Raw genomic sequence first — 20,485 nt, 5'->3', positions numbered from 1 at the left:
GTAACCATAGCATCCCTCCTTTTCAACGTAATGCTGTCAGGAGGGCAAAAAAGTAAATTCGTCCTCCTGTTTTCCGAAGAAAAGGGAGGCACAACCGTCCACCGTGTTTGGTGACACCTTCAACTAAAGTATATCATAAACACGAATCTTTTGTCAATCGCCCCCACACACGCCCCATCCACACCGTTTGCACCCACCCCCATCCCTATGGGCGTGGGTGCAAACCGATACACGGGCGGATAATATCCGCCCCTACAACGGCGATTCCCATTCATCCCCACCGTAGGGAACGGTCTTGACCGTTCCGTCCCCACCGCACGCACCCCCCACACATCCGACAACTTCCCCTTGCAATTTTTCCCATGCTCTGGTATACTAATCATGGACAAATTTTGCCCTTACAAATACGTATTTTAACATTGAAAAGGAGCGGAACTATGAACAATTTTGAATTCTTTTCCCCAACAAAGGTTATCTTTGGCAAAGGTGTGGAAGAAAAAGTGGGCGCTGAGCTGAAAGCTTGGGGTGCCACCAAAGTCCTCATCCACTTCGGTGGCGGTAGCGTCATCCGCAGTGGCTTGATGGCCAGAGTGGAAGCTTCCTTGAATGAAGCAGGCTTGCCCTTCGTGTCTTTGGGCGGCGCACTGCCCAACCCCCGTCTCAGTCTGGTCTATGAAGGCATTGAACTCTGCCGCAAAGAAGGGGTCGACTTTGTGCTGGCCATCGGCGGCGGCTCTGCAGTTGACTCTGCCAAAGGCATCGCACAGGGTGTGCCTTACGACGGCGACGTGTGGGATTTCTATAGCGGCAAAGCACCCACCACTGCCTTGCCCCACGCCAACATCATCACCTTGGCCGCCACTGGCTCTGAAACCAGCAACTCCAACGTGATTACCAAAGAAGAGGGGATGCTCAAGCGCGGCTGTAACACCGACTGGAACCGCCCCCGTTTTACCTTGATGAACCCAGAATTGCTCTACACCCTGCCCCCCTACCAAACCAGCTGTGGCGTGGTGGACATTCTTATGCACACCTTTGAACGCTATCTCTCCCCCAACACGGGCGACGTCAGCGAAGTCACCGACCGCATCGCAGAAGCCATCATGCGCACCGTTATCCAATATGGCCCTGTGTGCTTGGAAAAACCCGACGACTACACCGCTCGATCTGAAGTGATGTGGGCTGGCAGTATCTCCCACAACCACATGACAGGCCTCGGTCGCAAAACCGACTGGGCCAGCCATCAAATGGAACACGAACTGGGCGGTATGTACGACGTGGCTCACGGCGCAGGTCTTGCCGCTGTGTGGGGCTCTTGGGCACGCTACGTCTGCGATGAAGACGTGATGCGTTTTGCGCGTTTCGCCGTCAACGTCTGGGGCTTGAACATGAACTATGATGACCCCAAGGAAACCGCTTTGGCTGGCATCGTGGCCGCCGAAGACTTCTTCCGCAAAATGGAAATGCCCGTCAGCATTGGCGAAATGCTGCCTGACGTCACCATCACCGATGAAACCATCGAAGAACTGGCTGTCAAGTGCACCTTCTTCGGCAAGCGCACCATCGGCGGCATGAAGCGTCTGGGCAAAGAAGACATCATGGCCATCTTGAAAGCTGCCCTGTAAATTAATTAGGAACGCAAAACGGGATATGTAGGTGCGAGGATGGTCTAATCACGCATTTTAACGTAGGGGCGAGGTTCCATCCTCGTCCGCAGGCACGGGAGGGGATGGAACCCCCCCCTACATCTATCGGGTGAAACAATGGTGCGAGGTTCCATCCTCGTCCGCAGGCACGGGAGGGGATGGAACCCCTCCCCTACATCTATCGGGTGAAACAATATTGTATAACATAAAAAACCACCGTCATACGACGGTGGTTTTTTTGCGTTCGTTGGGGGTTGTATGGGCGACCTCTGGTCGTCCGTCACATCCTTAGTCTTCGCACAGACCAGCGGTGATGATGGCCATGGAATAGACTTCCAAAGCATTACAGCCGCGAGACAAATCGTTGATGGGTGCGTTCAAGCCTTGGAGCACAGGGCCGTAAGCTTCAAAGTTACCCAAACGTTGGGCGATTTTATAGCCGATGTTACCAGCGTTGATGTCGGGGAAGATGAAGGTGTTGGCGTGACCAGCCACAGGGGAATCAGGGCACTTGGTGTGAGCCACACGGGGTGCCACAGCGGCGTCGAATTGCAGTTCGCCGTCGATGGCGATTTGGGGTGCGCGTTCTTGCACCAAAGCGGCGGCTTCGCGCATCTTATCCACGTCAGGACCCTTGCCAGAACCGTGGGTGGAGTAGCTCAGCATGGCAATCTTGGGATCGATGCCGAAGGTTTTGGCGGTTGCGGCAGTTTCGATGGCGATTTCGCACAGTTCTTCTGCGTTGGGGGTGATGTTGATGGCGCAGTCGCCCATAGCCAGCACTTCGTTTTCGCCCGTTGCAGATTGGCGCACCAAAATAAAGCAAGAGGACACAACCTTGTTGCCGGGCTTGGTTTTAATCAGTTGCAAGGCAGGGCGCACAGTGTCGGCGGTGGAGTAGGTTGCGCCGCCCAACAATGCGTCAGCGTAGCCCATTTTCACCAGCATGGTGCCAAAGTAATTGCCCTTAGACAGTGCCTTGCGGCAGTCTTCTTCGCTCATTTTGCCCTTGCGCAGTGCCACCATTTCAGACACCATTTTATCCATTTCAGGGAAGGTGGCAGGGTCGAGGATTTCAGCGCCACGGACGTTGAAACCTTCGGATTCGGCGGCGGCCTTCACGGCAGCGGTATCGCCCACCAGCACGGGGGTCAAAAAGGTACCAGACAAAAGCCGTGCGGAGGCTTCCAAAATGCGGGGATCGGTGCCTTCAGTGAAGACAATTTTACGGGGGTGTGCTTTCAGTTTGTGAATTAAAAAATCGAACATAGTCGTCTCCTTCTATCATGCCGTCAGAATACGGCGGCGTGGTTTGATACCACTATTATACACTTCTGAGCCTGTGGGTCAATGCAAAAACGCAAAAAAGTGTGACAAATTTTAAACAAAGTCGTGGGTTTCTCAAGAAAACCACAGAAAACGCGCACAATGTTAAAAAATTCACTAAATTTAGTAAGTCTGATGCTAAAATCCCTAAATTATGTGGTAAACTTCGGTAAACACCCCAATACCTAGGGGCTTGACGGATGGGCAAAAAAGAGGTAAAATAGCAATTGGTAACAAATTGTTACTTTTAACATACATTTAATAAAATCTGAAGGAGTTCTGAATGAAGGACGAACGGAAGACACCCAGTCGCCAAGCCGCCTCTGCAGGGAACACCCTGTGGAAGCGCTGTATCGACACCATAAAAAACATCCAAGCCACTGTGGCCTCCTCTGCCAGTGCCATGGGTCATAGCATGATTAACTTCATGGAAGAAGTGGACGCTTGCGCCGCCGAGAAAGATGGCTTTTCCGTCTGGAAGGCACTGCGCTTTTTGATGGGCGTGCCTTGCAATCTGGTCAAGGGGATTCATGAGCTGAAAACCAAACGCTTCCCTGAAACCAACCACGCTGCCTTGCAGTTGGTGTATTTCGCCCTGTCTGGTTTGCCCATCGTCACCAACGCTGTGGGTAATGGAGTGCGGCATCTGTTGGGCAAGATTGCTACCTTGCAACATAAAATGCCCAAAACACGGCGCAAGCCATGGCACGTGGCGGCATTTTTAACCTCCTCTGCCGTAATGGCTGGGGTCACTGTGTTTTTCTCCCTCTATACCATGGGCACCATTGTCCAGTATGGGGAAGTGAAGGCGGTGGTGGCCTCTGAGACTGTGGCGGAAGAAATCATCACCCAAGTGGAGCAATCCACCTCTAGTGCCTTGGGCGAAGCCTTTACCCTTGATGCCACTCAAGTGGAATACACCTCTGAGTTCATCCTCCGCACCGACATTGTGGAGCCTGAAGCTGTGGTGGAAGAGGTGGCTGATGCCATCGGTCTGGTGCAAGAAGGATACTGTTTATATGTAGACGGCGAGTTCATCGGCGCCACCTATTATGACGGTGCGCTGGAAGAATTGCTGGACCAAGTGAAATCCACCGTCATGAACGAAGACACCATCTCCTGCGAATTTGCAGAAGAGGTGGAAGTGGTCAAAGAATACATCCAAGACGAGCAAATCGTCAACTTGGGCTATATCGCCGAAATTCTCTACAGCACCAAAGCTGGCGAAGTGACCTACACCGTGGTCTCTGGTGACACATGGAACGCCATCGCCTATGCCCATGATTTAACCTCCGACCAACTGCTCTTGATGAACACGGGCTATAACATTGACAAGCTGGCCATCGGTGACGTGCTCACCATCTCCACCGCTGTCCCTTATTTGACGGTCACCGTCCAACAGCGTGAGCATTATGTGGCACAAGTGCCCTATGCCATTGAGTACACCGACAGCGCGTCCATGTACCAAGGCGACTATTCCGTCACCTCTGCTGGGTCTAACGGCACCGCCGACACCGTGGCAAACGTCACCTATGTCAACGGCGTGGAAGTCTCGCGTACCGTCTTGTCCTCTGTCAACTTGGAAGACCCTGTCACCGAGCAACGCCTGCAAGGCACCATGGAACGTCCCACTTGGATGGCCACTGGCTCCTTCCGCTGGCCCACCTCGGGTACCATTACTTCTTACTTTGGCTATCGAAGCGCATTCTCTGGTGCGTCTACCTATCACCAAGGTTTGGACATCGCCAACGGCTATGGCACTGCCATCTACGCCGCCGACGGTGGCACCGTTACCTATGCTGGCTGGCAAAGCGGCTATGGGTATCTGGTGGAAATCGACCACGGCAATGGCTATACCACGCGCTATGGTCATAACAGCAGTCTGCTGGTCAGCGTGGGCGATAAGGTCTATAAGGGGCAACAAATCGCCAAGATGGGCTCCACTGGCGTGTCCTCTGGCAACCATTGCCACTTTGAAATCCGCTATAACGGCACCGCCAAGAACCCCTTGAGCTATTTGCCATAAGTGAATGAATGTAAAAAAAGGCCACCGTTGCAAGACGGTGGCCTTTTTGCGCACACCACGCACCGTAGGGGCGCGCATTGCGCGTCCGTCCCCATGGGTTGCAACATCGCCGCCCTGCACCTATCCACGGTGCGTGCGGGGCGGAAACGGCGGGGGCAAGCCCCATCGTCCGCACCAATGTTCACCGCGATTTATCACCTTCCCATTACGCAAATCAATCGAAAATCGCCCCCCCTTTTCCCTTGTGTTACACTTCCAGTAAATCCATAGACAGGGGAAAAATCCCATGGTAAAGTATGCCCTAACAGGTGGGGGGAGCTCCGCTGGCTTTGGGTGTCTAGCAGTGGTTATGGCTAGCCCTAGTGCTAGCAGTCTAACGCCATACGAGGGAACCACGCCTGATTATTTAAAGGAGGACTAAGTCCTATGAAGAAGTTCCTTTCTCTGGCACTGGCTCTGGTGATGACCATGTCTTTGGTTACCATCTCTGCCTCCGCATCCTTCTCTGATGACGCTTCTATTACTTATGAAGAAGCAGTCGACGTGATGTATGCGATGGAAATCATCTCTGGTTACACTGATGGTTCCTTCGACCCCACCGCAACCCTGACCCGTGGCGCAGCTTGCAAAATCATTTGCAACCTGATCCTTGGGCCCACCACCGCAGGCGCTCTGGGCGCTGACGCTGCAGTGTTCCCCGACGTATCCGCTGACCACGTGTTCGCTGGCTACATCGCATACTGCGCAAAAGAAGGCATCGTTTCTGGTTACAGCAACGGTTACTTCTACCCCAGCAACGAAGTCACCGGCTTCCAATTCATGAAGATGCTGTTGGGCGCTCTGGGTTATGACTCCACCATCGAAGGCTTCACTGGCGACAACTGGTCTGTCAGCGTTGCTAAGTTGGCAGTTTCCATGGGTCTGGAAGACGGCAACGAAGACTATGTGGGTTCTGTTGCTCTGACCCGTGAAGAAGCTTGCCTGTACGCTCTGAACACTCTGGAAGCTACCATGGTTGAATATGATAGCACCACCAGCATTGTTGTGGGCGACATCTCCATCTCCACCTCTTCTACCTACAGCAAGGTTACTAACGAGAAGTCTGACGACTATCGTGGCTCCGACGACGGTGACCTGTACATGCAATTCTGCGAAGAATACTTCACCAAGCTGGAAAAGACTGTAGACGACACCGACGCATTCGGCCGTCCTGCAGTGACTTGGGAATACGATGGCGACGACATCGGCACCTATGTTGACTATGACAATCTGGTTGAATCCTTCGTTGGCAACACCACCAAGGACGACATCTTTGAAGCAATCACCGAAGACGTGTACGACGATCTGGATCAATCTGACGATGAAGAAAATTATTTGACTGTCTACATCGACGGTTATCTGATTGATGAAGATGATTTTGACATCGACGATTTCGTCAAGGAAGACTCTTCTACTAAGGTTGCTTTACGTGGCTCTAACACCGACGTGTTTGTTGACGACGATGACAACGTGACCATCTGCATCATCAACACCTACTTGGTGGAAGCTGCTGACGACTACGACGACGATGACGAAGAACTGGACATCGACGAAGTGGACGACAACTACTATGCTGACTTCATTTCCACCAAATATGCTAGCATTTTTGATGGTTCTGACGACAGCGATTACAGCGATTCTCTGCAATCCTCCATCGACAACGATGACGTGTATGTAGAAGACTTTGAAGATGGCGACTACATCTTGGTCACCATTTCTAAGGGCGACATCCAAACTGCTGTTTTGGCTGAAACCATCACTGGCGAAGTCACCACCTACACCTCTGGCACTTCTGTGAGCGTGGACGGCAGCAAGTATTACTACTCTGCTAACTGCGAAGACACCACCGCCAGCTTCGACGTAGGCGAAGACGCAACTCTGGTTCTGGACGAACAAGGCAACGTCATCTATGTTGACGAAGCTGTTGTTGCAGCTGACCGCTATGTGTTCGTTGATGAATTCGACACCAACGAAAACTTCTCTAGCACCACTTACTATGCAGCTGCATACTTCGCAGATGGCACCTATGCTGAAATCGAACTGGACGAAGTCTATGACGACGACGCAGATGATGAATTCGACGACGAAGATGACGCTAACACCAACTACAGCAAACAATGGTATGCTTATACCACCAACAGCGACGGCACTTATGACCTGTGCGAAGTAGAAGACGACTACATGGATGACGACGGCAACGTTGTCCTGTACCATGCTACCTCCGCTTCTAGCGAATATCTGGTTCAAAACGGTACCGTTCAATTTGCTAAGGATGCAACTATCGACGGTAGCAATATCATCCGTGGCGATAGCGACACCTTGTTCGTAATCGTGGACGAAGATGGCGACGTGTTCGTGTACACTGGCATCTCCAACGTGCCTGACATCGACGGCAAGGGCGAACTGTGGGCACTGATGGACGGCAGCTATGCTGCATTCGTGTTCGTTGACGCTTCTGAAGCTGATATCGACGGCTCTGGCAACTCCGCTTCTGACTACATGTTCGTTCTGGACTACGACGGCAAGACCGTTGATAGCAATAACGACACCGTGTATGAATACACTGTCTTGTTGGATGGCGAAGAAACTGACATTATCTCCGAAATCTCCTTGACCGTTGGCATGCTGTATGGTGGCTTGGAAGAAACCTCTGACGGTTACTTCTCTGATGCTGACCGTATCTACAACGATCCTTCCGACGGCGAATACGTTCTGACCTTGAATGGTTCTGAAATCGATTACTCTGGCGACGTGATTGAAGTCTCTAACTACGATGACTATGACTTCTATGCTGGTTCCGATGCTGAATTGTTCATGATTGTTGGTGACGGTGTCGACGAACTGTTGGACGACGACAACGCTGACTACGAAGTGAGCACCTACTCTTCTGCTAAGAACCTGTCTAAGGCTATGGACGACTACTATGCAATTGGTACTCTGTACGTTGTTGCAGACGACGACGATAGTGAAACCATCGTCTCCCTGTACCTGTATGTGAGCGACGTCACCAGCGATAAGGCTGATGCAAATTCTGACTCCGCTCCTGCCGACATCACCATCACCGTTGATGGCGACGAAGTGACCGATTTCGACGAAGAAGATACCATCGCTGACTTGGATTTGGAAAACGACGGCACCTATGTGTATGTCCAAGACGGTGACGACGCTGAAGTCGGCTACTATGCAGTTGACTCTGACGAAGAGTTGGTTGATGGTTATACCTACACCTCTGGTTATGTTGCTGTGACCTTGGATGCTGATGGCGACGTTTCTGCTTCCAGCAAAAACTGGCTGGTTGAAGCTGAAGACTATGTGTTGTATGACGCTACCAGCATCAACTTCAAGCTGACTGTGGCTGCTTCTATTGTGAGCCTTTCTGAATTGAAAGTTGAAATCACAGATGGCGCAGAAAACTTGACTGGCGCTGCTACTACTACTCACAGCTACGACGCTGCTACTGAAATCGATGTTGATTTTGATGCTGATAAAAGTGGCGATGATATTGTCATCAAGATTTCCTTTACCGCAGCTTCCTAATCCCCATCACCCAGACACATTCGTGTTCACGTGATACAAGAAACCACCGCTCTCACGAGCGGTGGTTTTTTTGCGCTCCGTCCTCCGTGGCGTGGGCAACAGACGCTTGCATTATTCGCAAGCGTCTGTTATAATATGATTGAACAGGGGTGGTAGATTGAAAGAAGTTGGAGAATATACATCGAAATTCAATGAAGTGCTGAATATCCAACTACCTGTGAAAAAATCTATTATTCTGGAATTGGTTTGCCTGCACACATGAAAAAGTGGCCACCAAAATTGTCTGAAATACATAGAGCGATTATCTGACATTATACAATCTCCTGATTATATCGGTGTAAATCCAAAAGAGCAGGGGAAAAGCATTGAATTGATTAAAGTGTTAGATGACAATGTGCTTGTGGGCGTGAAATTTGATAAAAGCCGAGACTATTTGTATGTTGCCAGTATTTACGACATACAAAGTTCCAAAGTGGAACGTCGTCTTTACAGCGGAAGATTGAAGATATATGAAAAAGACATTGACAAATAAAGCTTTTGCTTGCATAATTATAATCAAATAGCAATATACTTGCTTTGGGCTTAGAGGTTCGGAAATGGTTCCCGACGCACTCTTTTTTGAGAGTATCTGAGATGATGGATACACCGCCCATCCTAATGCCCCAAAGCGTCCCAGTGATGGGACGCTTTTTTTTAGAAAAATCTCAAAAAACACTTGACATTTCCAAATAATCATATATAATAGTATAGCTTGCAGTTTTAGCAAGCAAATCCTTGCCCTCAACAAAAGAGTGAGGGCCATTTGTCCAAAAGGAGGTGCAAAAGATGGCAAAACTATCTGCCAATTACGAGTTGATGTATATCATCGACCCTGCACAGGGTGAAGAAGGCATTGCGGCTACAATCGCAAAGTTCGAAACTCTGGCAGCAAACAAAGGTTGCGAAGCAATCTCTGTAGAAGCATGGGGCAACCGCAAGCTGGCTTACCCTATCAACTACAAAACCGAAGGCTACTATGTGCTGATGAACTTCACCAGCGACCCTTCCTTCCCCAAGGAACTGGAACGTGTGCTGCGTATCACTGACGGCATTATGCGTTTTCTGACTGTCTGCAAAGGCGAGTAAGGAGCGTGTAACGTATGCTCAACAAAATTATCATTATGGGTCGCTTGACCCGAGATCCTGAACTGCGTCGCTTGGAAAATGGCACCGCTGTCACTCGCTACACGTTGGCTGTTGACCGTGACTTTAAAAGTCAAAACGGCGAGCGTGAAACCGATTTTATCGACTGCGTGTCTTGGCGTGGGAATGCGGAATTTGTGTCAAAATTCTTCACCAAAGGCTCTATGGCCATTGTGGAAGGTCGTTTGCAAATCCGTGACTGGACTGACAAAGACGGCAACAAACGCAGAAGTGCGGAAGTCACTGCCGACAATGTTCATTTCGGTGAATCTAAGCGTGATAATGGCCAAGGCGGCGGCTACCAACCTCAAGGTGGTGGCTACAACCAAGGCAATCAAGGGGGCTACGGCCAACAAGGTGGCGGCTATAACCAACCTCAAGGCGGTTATAATCAACAACCATCTTACAACCAACAACCCTCTTTCAACCAAGCACCAGCATACAACAATCCACCCATGGGTGGTTCTTCCGGTTTCAGCGAAATCGGAGAAGAAGATGGCGACTTGCCATTTTGATATTATAAAGGAGGTTCCCCATTATGGCTTTCGATCGTGATTCTCGTTCTGCTCGCCCCATGCGTGGTAAGCGCCGCAAGGTTTGCCAATTCTGCGCTGACAAGGCTGAGTTCATCGACTATAAAGATGCTGCAAAACTGCGCCGTTTCATTTCTGAACGCGCCAAGATTTTGCCCCGTCGTACCACTGGTACCTGCGCTATGCACCAACGTGAATTGACTGAGTCCATCAAACGTGCTCGTCAAGTTGCTTTGCTGCCCTACGTTGCAGAATAAATTGCAATATGAAACCCCACCATCGAAGTGGTACGTCTCACAAGGACAATTTGTGGGCAAGCTAAATACGGCAACAAGGAAGGCACCGAGTTTTTGCTCGGTGCCTTCCTTGTGTTTTAATAATAGAATAATTTTGCTAAACAATTATATATAAAACGATGAACCGATTGAGCACCCATGGGCTACTCAATCGGTTTGCTATTATTATCAAGAACAGGGCTGCTGGTGCGTGAAGTATCAGCCGCCTTGTTTGCGTGGAGGTTTCACATTCACATCGGGAGAGATTGCTCCTTCGATGACACCTTGGTCTGCTTCGAATTTGGCGATACTTTCACGAATTAGCACCAAAATATGACTGTTAACGGATCGTCCTTCATAGTCCGCTACATAGCCGATTTTTTCTAACATTTCTTCTTCTATGCGAATTGATACGCTCTTCACTGCCATTTCCTCACCTCATTAGATATATTGTGTATTTATTTTATATCTATTTTGGTGTATGATGGGAGTTATAGATATACTGCGTATCTACAATTCTGGGGAGGTGATTGCTGTGAATTGCGTTTGCTATATGTAGGGATAGCCTTCTCGATAATCTTGCACGGTGATAACTCTAGAATTTTTCCTTCTAATCTGTTAAAAATAGAGACACCAATAGAAGGAGGAAATTCCCATGACAACAATGTTCAACCTTGAATCGCTAACCCAGTACGAGGCTTATCTTCACGAGGAAGATCGGAGCCCAAACACCATCCAGAAGTATTGCCACGACATCAGTGTGTTTCTTGTATTTTCAAATACACAGGAACTGTCCAAACCACTGGTGCTGTCCTTCAAAGAGCATCTGCTATCTCGCTATGCACCCGCCAGCGTCAACTCGATGCTGGCGGCTGTCAACGGCTTTTTGACTTGGCTAGGAGTCCCCCAGTATAAAGTGAAGCCACTGAAAATTCAGCGGGACATCTTTTCCAAGCCAGAAAAGGAACTGACCCAGCGAGAATATCAGCGGCTCATCGCCACCGCTGAACAGCGACAAAACCGCAAGCTGGCACTTCTCATTCAGACCATCTGCTCCACGGGAATTCGGGTGTCCGAACTGCAACACATTACCGTTTCTGCCACCCATACAGGGCGTACCACCGTGATGTGCAAGGGGAAAACTCGCACGATTTTTCTGCCCAAAGAGCTGTGCCGTATGCTCAAGCGTTACTGCAACGAACAGGAGATTTCGTCGGGGTGCATCTTCCGCTCGAAGTCGGACAAGCCACTGGATCGCTCTAACATCTGGCGCATGATGAAAAATCTTTGCAAAAAGGCCAACGTGTCACCCGATAAGGTGTTTCCCCACAATCTGCGCCACCTCTTTGCTCGCACCTACTACAAAATAGAAAAAGACATCAGCCGTCTGGCTGACATCTTAGGTCACAGTAGTATCAATACCACTCGTATGTATACAATTGAAACAGGGCGAAAACACGCACGACAGATGGATAAAATGCAGCTGGCCTACTGGATACCATAACATCACATAACTTTTCTTATGTGACATAGCACTGCAATAAATTCCAATACTTAGGAGATATTCTATCACGATAGATTGAAAAATTCAAGGGTTATCACAAAAAAATATATCCAAATGCACCACAAATAGAGCGATTTAACAAATTGTTAATCGCTCTGGTTGTAGTGCGTTATTTTTGTTTCCGTTTAATTGGATGAACTCCTTTTGTTGATTCATTCTATCACATAAGAAAAGTTATGTGATAGAACGAGAAAATTCAGAAATGAAAAGAGGTGTGTTTTGTGAAGCGTATTTCAAATAAAATGCTTGTATTAAAGGGGCTGTCAAAAAAATCACCCAAGATAATAATGGTGGCTTTTTTGTGCTGTTTTATAGGGGGTATTATAATCGTTGTAAGTAATACTTTGATTTATACTAAACCAGAGATGGGATATCAAGCCAATCATACTTATGATGAAACACTTACTGTTGTTGCTAGAGAAAATTTTGCACCATATTCTTTTGTGGATGATGATGGAGAATTATCAGGTTACAATATTGAATTAGTAAATTTGATTGCCAACGAATTAGAAATGAATATCGACATAGAACTATTACCACGTGATGCGTGTATTGAAAAGATGGTTTCAGGCGAAGCAGATATTATTTGTAATGTAAATTATAGTTCAGAATTTGAAGATGTGTTTTTGTTGAGTGCGCCAACTGGCAAACATCGAGTGGTGTTATTTGGATTACACGATTATGGCACCATTCAGGACCTTTATGAAACGAAAGTGGCAAGAGTGGTAGATTCGCCAGTAGAATCTGATTTGCATATGCAGTTTGGGTTTACTCAAATTATTGAATATGATTCTTATACAGACGCTTTTGAAGCGATTATGTGTGGTGAAGTGGATTATATCATTGGTGTGTATGCCATCATAAACTACATGATACATGACGCAGGATATACAGAGATCGTTGCGGTTAGTGCAATTTTTGATACAGAGGCATTTGCGTTAGGCATTGATAAGAGCAATGTAGAATTACAACAGAACATAAATAACGCATTGTCAGAGATAAATAATACAGGTGCCTATGAAGAACTATCAAATAAATGGTTAGGGTCGTATATTAAATCGACTACTAATGATGAAGTAATTAGGGATGGATTGCCGTTGATATTGCTAGTATACACATTGATTTTGATATTTACATGCTACTTCATAGGTAGGCCACTTTATATAAAGTCACACCAAGATAATGCAACGAAACTATACGATAAGGTGACGACCAAAATGGTAGTAAAGCGAAAATTATCGCTCAAGGGAACATTGATGGTGCTTGATATCAATAAATTCAAGGCAGTGAATGATACGTATGGACACGCAGTAGGAGATGTCGTAATAAAAGATGTTGCAGACTCTCTAAGATTCTGTACTAGAACGGTGGACGTTGTGGGACGTATTGGTGGTGACGAATTTTTAGTGTATTTGACAACCATGGAATTTGAGCAAGATGCGTTGAATAAAGCCACTCAAATTCAAAAGGATATTGAACATAGAACAAAAAGAAGCGGAGTAGAGGTGAGCGTCAGTATAGGGATTGCATTTAACCAGACAAGAGAATCTTACGAGACATTGTTTTCAAAAGCAGACCATGCACTTTATATCGCTAAGAATACAGATAAAAAGATTTCCATTTTTGCAGAAAATCAATCTGCAAATGAGGTATAAAACACTTGTGATAACGTGTGCTAACAATTTAATCACCATATAATAAAGGCCATGTGGCACAATGAAAGGGAAAACGGTGGAAAATGCGGACATTTCAACAGGTCTTAAAGGAATTTCACAACTATTTGGTAGAGGATGATTTCTGCCATGTTTCGCAACAGGGAAACGGCTATCTGGTCACCTTTGGAACAGAGGACGACGAAGAATTGGAGCTGATCCAGTGCAATACGCCCGAAGAACTAGAACATACATTGGCTCGATATTGCGAGGAATATCGAGCCTATCAAGCACTCATTTAAAGAAACAGCGCAAGGCTGATGGCGGAGGTATCGTCAGCGGAAATCGAACCCTACCTAAGAGAGTAGGAGAAACTCACCACAGTCGCCCCTGTCGCCCCCGTTGTAGCCCTGTGTGGGCGGTGATGGGGGTGGATCGGCTCGTGACCCCAGTTAACTCCTTTGCCCCACGTAAAGCAACGTGTACCGCTTTGGGCAACGCTGCCCAAAGCGGCAATCCCAAGATCAGAGTGATTGTTAAGCAAGCGGGTTTGGCAACGTTGCCAAACCCGCTCTGGTCGCTTGAAGGGGTGACAACGCTGTCACCCCTTTTTTCCGCACTACCGCTTCTGACAACACTGTCAGAAGCGCTCGCAACTTCCAGACGGTGTTGTCAGAATGTCCATCATCTAACCTTTGGCAAGATTGCCAAAGGTTCCTCCGAGTAAGGGTTGACAACGTTGTCAACCCCTGTCTCTGGAGCGCAAAAGCGGGTTCGACAATGTTGTCAGACCCGCTTCTGGCAACATTGCCAGAAGCGGTATTCATTGCTACTCCACAGGCTTGGGCAACGTTGCCCAAGCCTTATCAAACAGGGTTTGGCAATATTGCCAAACCCTGTTTTTGTGCCTAAAAAAGTTTTTCAAAAAAATTCCCACACAGCTATTGACTCTGCTTTTGGAGTATGTTATGCTGTGGCTACAACCGAATAGGGAACATTTGTTCTCTTGTTGAAGACCACAACTCTCAAAGCAATAGGCTCATACTAATACTGGATTGCGCACCTTTTGGTGTGCGGATGATAATTACATAGGAAATAACATATTTGAAAGGTCGCTCGATGAAAATCGGGTGACCTTTTTATGCCCTTTTAGGGGTTCAATGTAACCCCTACTGTACCTTGAAAACTGAATCCTAGGTGTCACATTGAACCCCTTGCTCCCCACAGCTTTAAGTTCAAATCTGCGTCGGTGCGTCGGTAGTTTAAGGGCGGTCTACCGACGCATTTACCCTCATTTCCCCCACCGCCCGTGGGCGGTTTCTCTGCAAGCATAGCAAAACTGTACAGTTTTGCGCCAGCAGGGGAAACCCCTGACCCCATATGCCGCCTGTTGGCGGAAAATTCACCCTAGAAAGGAACCTTCCATGAAACTCCACCATCTCCACATCGAGCTAACCCCAGAGCAGTACCAACTGCTGAGCGAAAAATCCAAAACCTGTGGACTGTCCAAGCGTATCTTCCTTACCCGATACATCGAGGGTAAGGAGGTGCGCCCTCGTCCCACCGCAGAGATACAGGAGCTCCGCCGAGAGATTCACAGTATCGGCAACAACATCAACCAAATCGCACGGAGCGTCAACGCTGGCATCGCCAGTCCAGAGGATGCCAAGCAAGGGCTTCTGCTTCTGAACGAAGTCTATAAAAAGCTCGACAAGGTGGTGAATAACTAAATGGCAGTCACTAAAATTCTGGCTCGCAAGAGCCATCCGAAGGTGGGTGTGGACTACATCCTCAACGGTGACAAAACGGAACACGAGGTGCTGACCGCCTATCAAAATTGCGACCCAACTCTGGCAGCGCAACAGATGATGGACACCAAGGAGCGATACAGCAAACTGGGAGGGGTGCAGTATTACCATCTGATTCAATCCTTCAAGCCGGACGAGATTACCCCTGAGTTGGCGTTAGAGGTCGCCCAGACTTTCGCCCGTGAGCATCTGGGGGACTTCGAGGTGGTGATGGCCACCCACGTTGATCGTGACCACATCCACTCCCACCTGATTTTCAATTCGGTGGCGGTGGGAACGGGGCAAAAATACCACTCCAACGCACGGACGTATTACACCCAAATCCGTGCCATATCGGACAGACTTTGCCGTGAACATGGGCTGTCTGTGATTGAAAACCCTGCGCCCCAGCAATCCCTGTCCTATGCCGAATGGCTCCGCCAATCCAAAGGACAGCCAACCTTCCGCAGTATGCTGGAATCCGACCTAAAGCAAGCTGTCGAGGATGCGGTGGACTTCGGCAACTTCCTCATGCTGATGGAGCACATGGGCTATGAGGTGAAACACGGCAACCGTTTGGGTTTTCGCCTGCGAGGGCAGGAGCGATACCAATACCCTTGCCGACGCAACCCACAGTTTACCGAGGACGGCATCCGAGCCACCATTGACGGCATCGGTGAGGCCATTGCAAGCGGTGTCCGCCCCATTGTCATCCCTCATCCAGCGTACACCCCACCCAAGAAACACCCCCGACACAGGGGCTTTGTGGCACTCTATTACCACTACCTCTATGTGTTGGGAAAAGTGGAAAAGCAGGAATATCCAAAGCGGCTGACCCCTCAGACCAAGGTGGCAATCATGGAATTTGAGCGGTATCGAGAACAATTTGCATTCCTCCGTGACCATCAAATTACCACCTCAGAGGAAATGAAACTGTTCGTGTCTAGCACAGAGAAAACCCTCGCCAAGCAGGTGAAACACCGCACCATCCTCAACGTCCAGAAGAAAAAGAAGGCAAAGTTATTCGCCGCCCTTGCCAACGTGGAATCCCTTGCTCCCATGGACGAGGATCGCCACCGCCAAGCCGTGACACTCCTCGCAGAGTGTGGTATCCCCAAGGAACAGCTCCTGCAGGAGAAAAGTAATCTTTACCAAGAGATTGCCACCATCAATCGAGAGCTTAGAGAAACCCGAAAAACCCTCAAAATGTGCCAGCAGATCGAGGAAAACATTCCTCGCATTAAAAGCGAACTGGCAACCATAGAACCACCCCAACAATCTCGCAAGCGAGAACAAGAAAGATAAGGAGAACCCTATGCCAAACAACAAACCTCAAATTGCCCACAAGCAGGGCAAACTCATCACCCTGTTCCCAGACCAGAGCGTGACCATGTTGGACACCCACACCACCACCCAGAGGGAACTCTGGGTGGACGGCAAGCCCTTCATCGTCCGCTCCATCTTCCCAAATCCCACACCCAAGACACCCCTCGACCAGATGCTCAAGCTGGTGGAACTGTCTGGGAAAGACATCTGAAATCACCTAAAATCACTAGACATTCGGCAGCGAATACGGTATGTTAGAAGTGCCGTATTCAGCTTGCCAGAAAGGAGAATGTATGAAAAACGCAAGCGAGAAATACACCATTTTATATGCAAGACTGAGCCAAGATGATGGCTCCCAAGGAGACTCCAACTCCATCCAAAATCAACGACTGATGCTGGAGAAGTACGCAAAGGACAACGGCTTTGAAAACTTAAAGTTCCTCAGCGATGACGGCTATTCAGGCACCAACTTCAATCGCCCAGCCTTTCAAGAACTACTGGGATTGGTGGAGGATGGGCAGGTGGCAACGATTATCGTCAAGGACATGAGCCGTTTCGGACGAGAGTATCTTCAGGTGGGGCACTATACCGAAATTCTCTTCCCCAGCCAAGGTGTCCGTTTCATCGCCATGAACGATGGGGTGGATAGTCTCTATGGTGACAACGAGTTTACACCCTTCAAAAATATCATCAATGAGTGGTATGCAAAAGATTGCAGTAAAAAAGGTCGTGCCGCTGTTCGTGCCAAGGCTGAGACTGGCGCAAGGATGGGTGGTAAACCACCCTACGGATACCAGAAAGACCCTGCTGACCCCAAGCGAAAGATTGTCCCCGACCCCGAAAGCAGTCTGGTTGTTCAGAAAATCTTCACACTGTGTATGAGTGGTAAGGGACCTAATCAAATCGCCAATGCCCTCGATGCAGAGGGTATCCCCATCCCTTCTGCCCACTATTATCAAAAGCATAAAGACATCTTGGTGAGCCAGACTTCTTATAGCCATAGCAAATGGAAGTGTACGCATATTGCCAGAATTTTGGAGGATGAGGTGTATCTAGGACACACCATCAGTTTGAAACATACCTCTGTGTCCTACAAAAACAAGAAGCAAATCCTCCGCCCAGAGAGTGAGCAGATGCGTACCGAAAATACCCATGAGCCACTTGTCGACTTGGAAACTTGGAACATTGTGCAGGAGATTCGCAAGCGAAAGCGTCGCCGTAATAATATGCAGGAACAGAACATTTACTCTGGGTTGATTGTCTGCAAAGACTGTGGTAAACCTTTGGTGCTCCATCGTGCCCACACCATGAAGGCGAGTCAAAACAATTTCATGTGTGGCACCTATAAGCGACAGGGTAAGGACTGCTGTACCGCCCATTACATTCGAGAGCATCAGCTGGCAGCCATCCTCTTGGATGACCTCCAACGAGTGACCTACTACGCACGGACACAGGAGGGGCAATTCACACAAGCGGTCAGCCAGAAGAATAATCAACAGGTGCGCAAAGAAATTGCCACAACGGAGCGTTCACTGGCAAAGATGGAGAAGCGAAATGAGGAACTGACTACCCTGTTCAAACGACTCTACGAGGACAACGTGCTAGGTAGAATCCCAAGCGAGGTGTTCCGCAAGCTCAGTGATGACTACCTCACAGAGCAAAAGAACCTCCAATCTGCCATCCCAGAACAGGAACGCAAATTGGAGGAACTACAAAATTCGATTTTGAATGTGAGCCAATTCATCGATAAGGCAAAGCGGTTCACCGAGCTAGATACTCTGACGGCAGAAATCCTGCGACTGTTCATCGCCAAGGTAGAGGTGGGCGAACGCACCCAAAAGCATTCCCACACCGCCCCACAGGAGATTATCATCCACTATCGAGATGTGGGATTGTTAGATCGAGTATCTGAGCCAGCAAGTAACAAAACTGAAATCCCAGCATAGTACCGATAAAAGTGCAGAAAAACCACAAGGGCAGACTGTGCAACGCACAATCTGCTCCTGTGGCACCCTGCTTCCCAAAGTGTCCTTATGACACGCAAGGGAAAGATGGTGGGGTTTTTGTTGCGTTGTGCGGGGTCAAGCCGCGGGGTCTTGACCCCGCCGTCTCCCCATGGTATGGGATGTATCGTAGGGGAGCGCAGTGCGCTCCCGTAAGTTTGCACCAACCCAAATAAAACGTGATTTTCTTGTTTTCACTCCGCGATATACGCACGCACTCTGAAATCAGCGCCCACGCTGTCGCACACAGCGCGACATTTTTCGATGGCTTCTTCCCCAATCACGTCCACCACCGTCATCAAAACATGGGGCACGTACTTCTGGATTTCTTTGGCAAACGCCAGCATGGCCTCGTAAGAGCCAGTGAAGTCGCTACAGACGATGGCGTCGTATTGTTCCGCCGTCTCGGCATTTAAAGAAATGCTCACCATGTCAAAGCGGTTTGCAAAATCAGGGCAAATGTCGCGGTTGTGAATCTGGCAGCCGGTGCCGTTGGTGTCCATGCGGATGAAGCTGGTACAGCCTTGGGCTTTGAGTTGGTCGATGACCCAGCCAATGTCGTCGATGCGGTAAGACGGCTCGCCAAAGCCGCAAAACACCAACTGTGCGTATTGGTTCAGGTCGCGGCTTTGGATGTCAGCGAGAATTTCCTCTTTTGTAGGCTCGCGTTCAAGCCAGAGGTTGTCGGTGTAAATGCTGCCGTTGTTGCCGTTGTGGCGGAGGCAAAAAGTGCAGGCGAAGTCACAGCGATTGGTGGTATTCACATATAAATTGTCGCCGTGGGTGTAGGTGATGGTCATAGGCATAGACATGATTTAACCCTCCATTTTAAAGAGTCGCTTGCCGTTGTCACGGGTGATGGCGATGACTTCTTCCGTGGAAATCCTTTTCCACTGGGCGATGGTCTCTGCCACGTAGACAAGTTTGCTAGAGTCGTTGCGCTTGCCGCGAAAGGGCACAGGGGTCAGGTATGGGCTGTCGGTTTCGATGACAATGCGCTCTAGTGGGGTGATGGCAATCACCTCTTTGGCTTTTATCGCGTTTTTATAGGTGATGGGGCCGTCGAAGCCCAGATAATAGCCGTGGTCTAGGAGCCATTTTGCCATTTCTGGACTGCCAGAGAAGCAGTGGAGCACCCCAGATACGTCGTTGTAACGGCCTAACACGTCCATGGTGGCGCCGTGGGCTTCTCGGTCATGGACGATGATGGGTAAATCTAAAGAGTGCGCCAGCTCAATCTGACGGCAGAAGAAGTCTTCTTGCACGTCGCGGGGGGCGTTGTCTTTCCAATAGAAATCTAAGCCGATTTCCCCAATGGCCACCACTTTGTCAGCTTTGGCAAGGGCGGCGATGGTGTCTAAGTCGGCAATGGTGCAGTCGCCACAGTCGCTGGGGTGAATGCCCACGGCGGCGTACACATGGGGATATTGGGCGGCATAAGACACGGCTTTTTGTGATGTTTCCACGTCGCAACCGGGGTTGACAATCAGGGATACCCCTTGGTTTGGCAGGGAGGCGAGCAGGTCGTGGCGGTCGTCGTTGAATGCGTTTGAGTCGTAATGGGCGTGGGTGTCGAACATGGTAATGGC

Annotated in this window: 18 protein-coding genes; 14 read left to right on the top strand and 4 right to left on the bottom strand. The window is 49.0% G+C overall.

Annotated features, from left to right (window positions below):
* The first annotated feature begins 437 nt into the window (after positions 1 to 437).
* Positions 438 to 1,625 carry an iron-containing alcohol dehydrogenase gene (locus RFF05_RS10420; RefSeq protein ID WP_409967030.1) on the top strand — a complete coding sequence of 396 codons (1,188 nt, stop codon included), beginning with the start codon at positions 438 to 440 and terminating at the stop codon, positions 1,623 to 1,625.
* A 309-nt stretch (positions 1,626 to 1,934) separates the two neighbouring features.
* Here the strand turns inward: RFF05_RS10420 and pta are convergent, their stop codons facing one another.
* On the bottom strand, positions 1,935 to 2,915 hold the full coding sequence (gene pta, locus RFF05_RS10415; RefSeq protein WP_409967029.1) for a phosphate acetyltransferase: 981 nt from the start codon (positions 2,913 to 2,915) through the stop codon (positions 1,935 to 1,937).
* Positions 2,916 to 3,255: 340 nt separating this feature from the next.
* Here pta and RFF05_RS10410 point away from each other — a divergent pair, with 340 nt between their 5' ends.
* From RFF05_RS10410 to rpsR, 6 genes are all read left to right on the top strand, one after another.
* Positions 3,256 to 4,998, top strand: a complete 1,743-nt coding sequence (locus RFF05_RS10410) for a peptidoglycan DD-metalloendopeptidase family protein (RefSeq protein WP_409967028.1) — start codon at positions 3,256 to 3,258, stop codon at positions 4,996 to 4,998.
* 426 nt (positions 4,999 to 5,424) lie between these two features.
* Complete coding sequence (locus RFF05_RS10405) at positions 5,425 to 8,574, top strand: S-layer homology domain-containing protein (RefSeq protein ID WP_409967027.1); 3,150 nt, start codon at positions 5,425 to 5,427, stop codon at positions 8,572 to 8,574.
* A 283-nt stretch (positions 8,575 to 8,857) separates the two neighbouring features.
* The gene (locus RFF05_RS10400) at positions 8,858 to 9,106 is read left to right on the top strand and encodes a PBECR2 nuclease fold domain-containing protein (RefSeq protein ID WP_409970106.1); all 249 of its coding nucleotides are present in this window, start codon (positions 8,858 to 8,860) and stop codon (positions 9,104 to 9,106) included.
* A gap of 293 nt (positions 9,107 to 9,399) precedes the next feature.
* A complete protein-coding gene (gene rpsF, locus RFF05_RS10395) occupies positions 9,400 to 9,699 on the top strand; it encodes a 30S ribosomal protein S6 (RefSeq protein ID WP_409967026.1) in 300 nt (99 codons plus the stop codon).
* Between the two features lie 14 nt (positions 9,700 to 9,713).
* The gene (locus RFF05_RS10390; RefSeq protein WP_409967025.1) at positions 9,714 to 10,271 is read left to right on the top strand and encodes a single-stranded DNA-binding protein; all 558 of its coding nucleotides are present in this window, start codon (positions 9,714 to 9,716) and stop codon (positions 10,269 to 10,271) included.
* Between the two features lie 23 nt (positions 10,272 to 10,294).
* Positions 10,295 to 10,546 (top strand): 30S ribosomal protein S18, encoded by a 252-nt coding sequence (rpsR, locus tag RFF05_RS10385; protein ID WP_409967024.1) that lies wholly within the window; start codon positions 10,295 to 10,297, stop codon positions 10,544 to 10,546.
* A 237-nt stretch (positions 10,547 to 10,783) separates the two neighbouring features.
* Here the strand turns inward: rpsR and RFF05_RS10380 are convergent, their stop codons facing one another.
* Positions 10,784 to 10,993, bottom strand: a complete 210-nt coding sequence (locus RFF05_RS10380) for an Arc family DNA-binding protein (RefSeq protein ID WP_409967001.1) — start codon at positions 10,991 to 10,993, stop codon at positions 10,784 to 10,786.
* A gap of 226 nt (positions 10,994 to 11,219) precedes the next feature.
* On the opposite strand from RFF05_RS10380, the gene RFF05_RS10375 reads away from it, so the two are divergent.
* From RFF05_RS10375 to RFF05_RS10345, 7 genes are all read left to right on the top strand, one after another.
* Positions 11,220 to 12,068, top strand: a complete 849-nt coding sequence (locus RFF05_RS10375; RefSeq protein ID WP_409967000.1) for a tyrosine-type recombinase/integrase — start codon at positions 11,220 to 11,222, stop codon at positions 12,066 to 12,068.
* A gap of 281 nt (positions 12,069 to 12,349) precedes the next feature.
* Entirely contained in the window at positions 12,350 to 13,783 is a 1,434-nt protein-coding gene (locus RFF05_RS10370) for a GGDEF domain-containing protein (RefSeq protein WP_409967023.1), read from the top strand.
* Between the two features lie 83 nt (positions 13,784 to 13,866).
* Positions 13,867 to 14,082: a hypothetical protein gene (locus RFF05_RS10365; RefSeq protein ID WP_409966998.1), complete on the top strand. Its 216-nt coding sequence runs from the start codon at positions 13,867 to 13,869 to the stop codon at positions 14,080 to 14,082.
* Between the two features lie 1,122 nt (positions 14,083 to 15,204).
* Entirely contained in the window at positions 15,205 to 15,510 is a 306-nt protein-coding gene (locus RFF05_RS10360) for a MobC family plasmid mobilization relaxosome protein (RefSeq protein WP_409966997.1), read from the top strand.
* Positions 15,511 to 16,872, top strand: coding sequence for a relaxase/mobilization nuclease domain-containing protein (locus tag RFF05_RS10355; RefSeq protein WP_409966996.1), 1,362 nt, complete (start codon positions 15,511 to 15,513; stop codon positions 16,870 to 16,872). It begins immediately after the preceding gene.
* 10 nt (positions 16,873 to 16,882) lie between these two features.
* Positions 16,883 to 17,104 (top strand): hypothetical protein, encoded by a 222-nt coding sequence (locus tag RFF05_RS10350; protein WP_409966995.1) that lies wholly within the window; start codon positions 16,883 to 16,885, stop codon positions 17,102 to 17,104.
* 82 nt (positions 17,105 to 17,186) lie between these two features.
* Complete coding sequence (locus RFF05_RS10345) at positions 17,187 to 18,839, top strand: recombinase family protein (protein ID WP_409966994.1); 1,653 nt, start codon at positions 17,187 to 17,189, stop codon at positions 18,837 to 18,839.
* A 251-nt stretch (positions 18,840 to 19,090) separates the two neighbouring features.
* On the opposite strand, the gene RFF05_RS10340 is transcribed toward RFF05_RS10345, so the two are convergent.
* Complete coding sequence (locus RFF05_RS10340) at positions 19,091 to 19,708, bottom strand: TatD family nuclease-associated radical SAM protein (RefSeq protein WP_409967022.1); 618 nt, start codon at positions 19,706 to 19,708, stop codon at positions 19,091 to 19,093.
* Between the two features lie 3 nt (positions 19,709 to 19,711).
* Entirely contained in the window at positions 19,712 to 20,476 is a 765-nt protein-coding gene (locus RFF05_RS10335; protein ID WP_409967021.1) for a TatD family hydrolase, read from the bottom strand.
* Positions 20,477 to 20,485: the final 9 nt, after the last annotated feature.

This window comes from Bengtsoniella intestinalis, from assembly GCF_039719005.1.
In the GTDB taxonomy this organism is placed as follows: domain Bacteria; phylum Bacillota; class Clostridia; order Oscillospirales; family Oscillospiraceae; genus Oscillibacter; species Oscillibacter intestinalis.
Note: the sequence above shows the minus strand (reverse complement) of the source record. Positions and strands in the feature narration are given on the sequence as shown.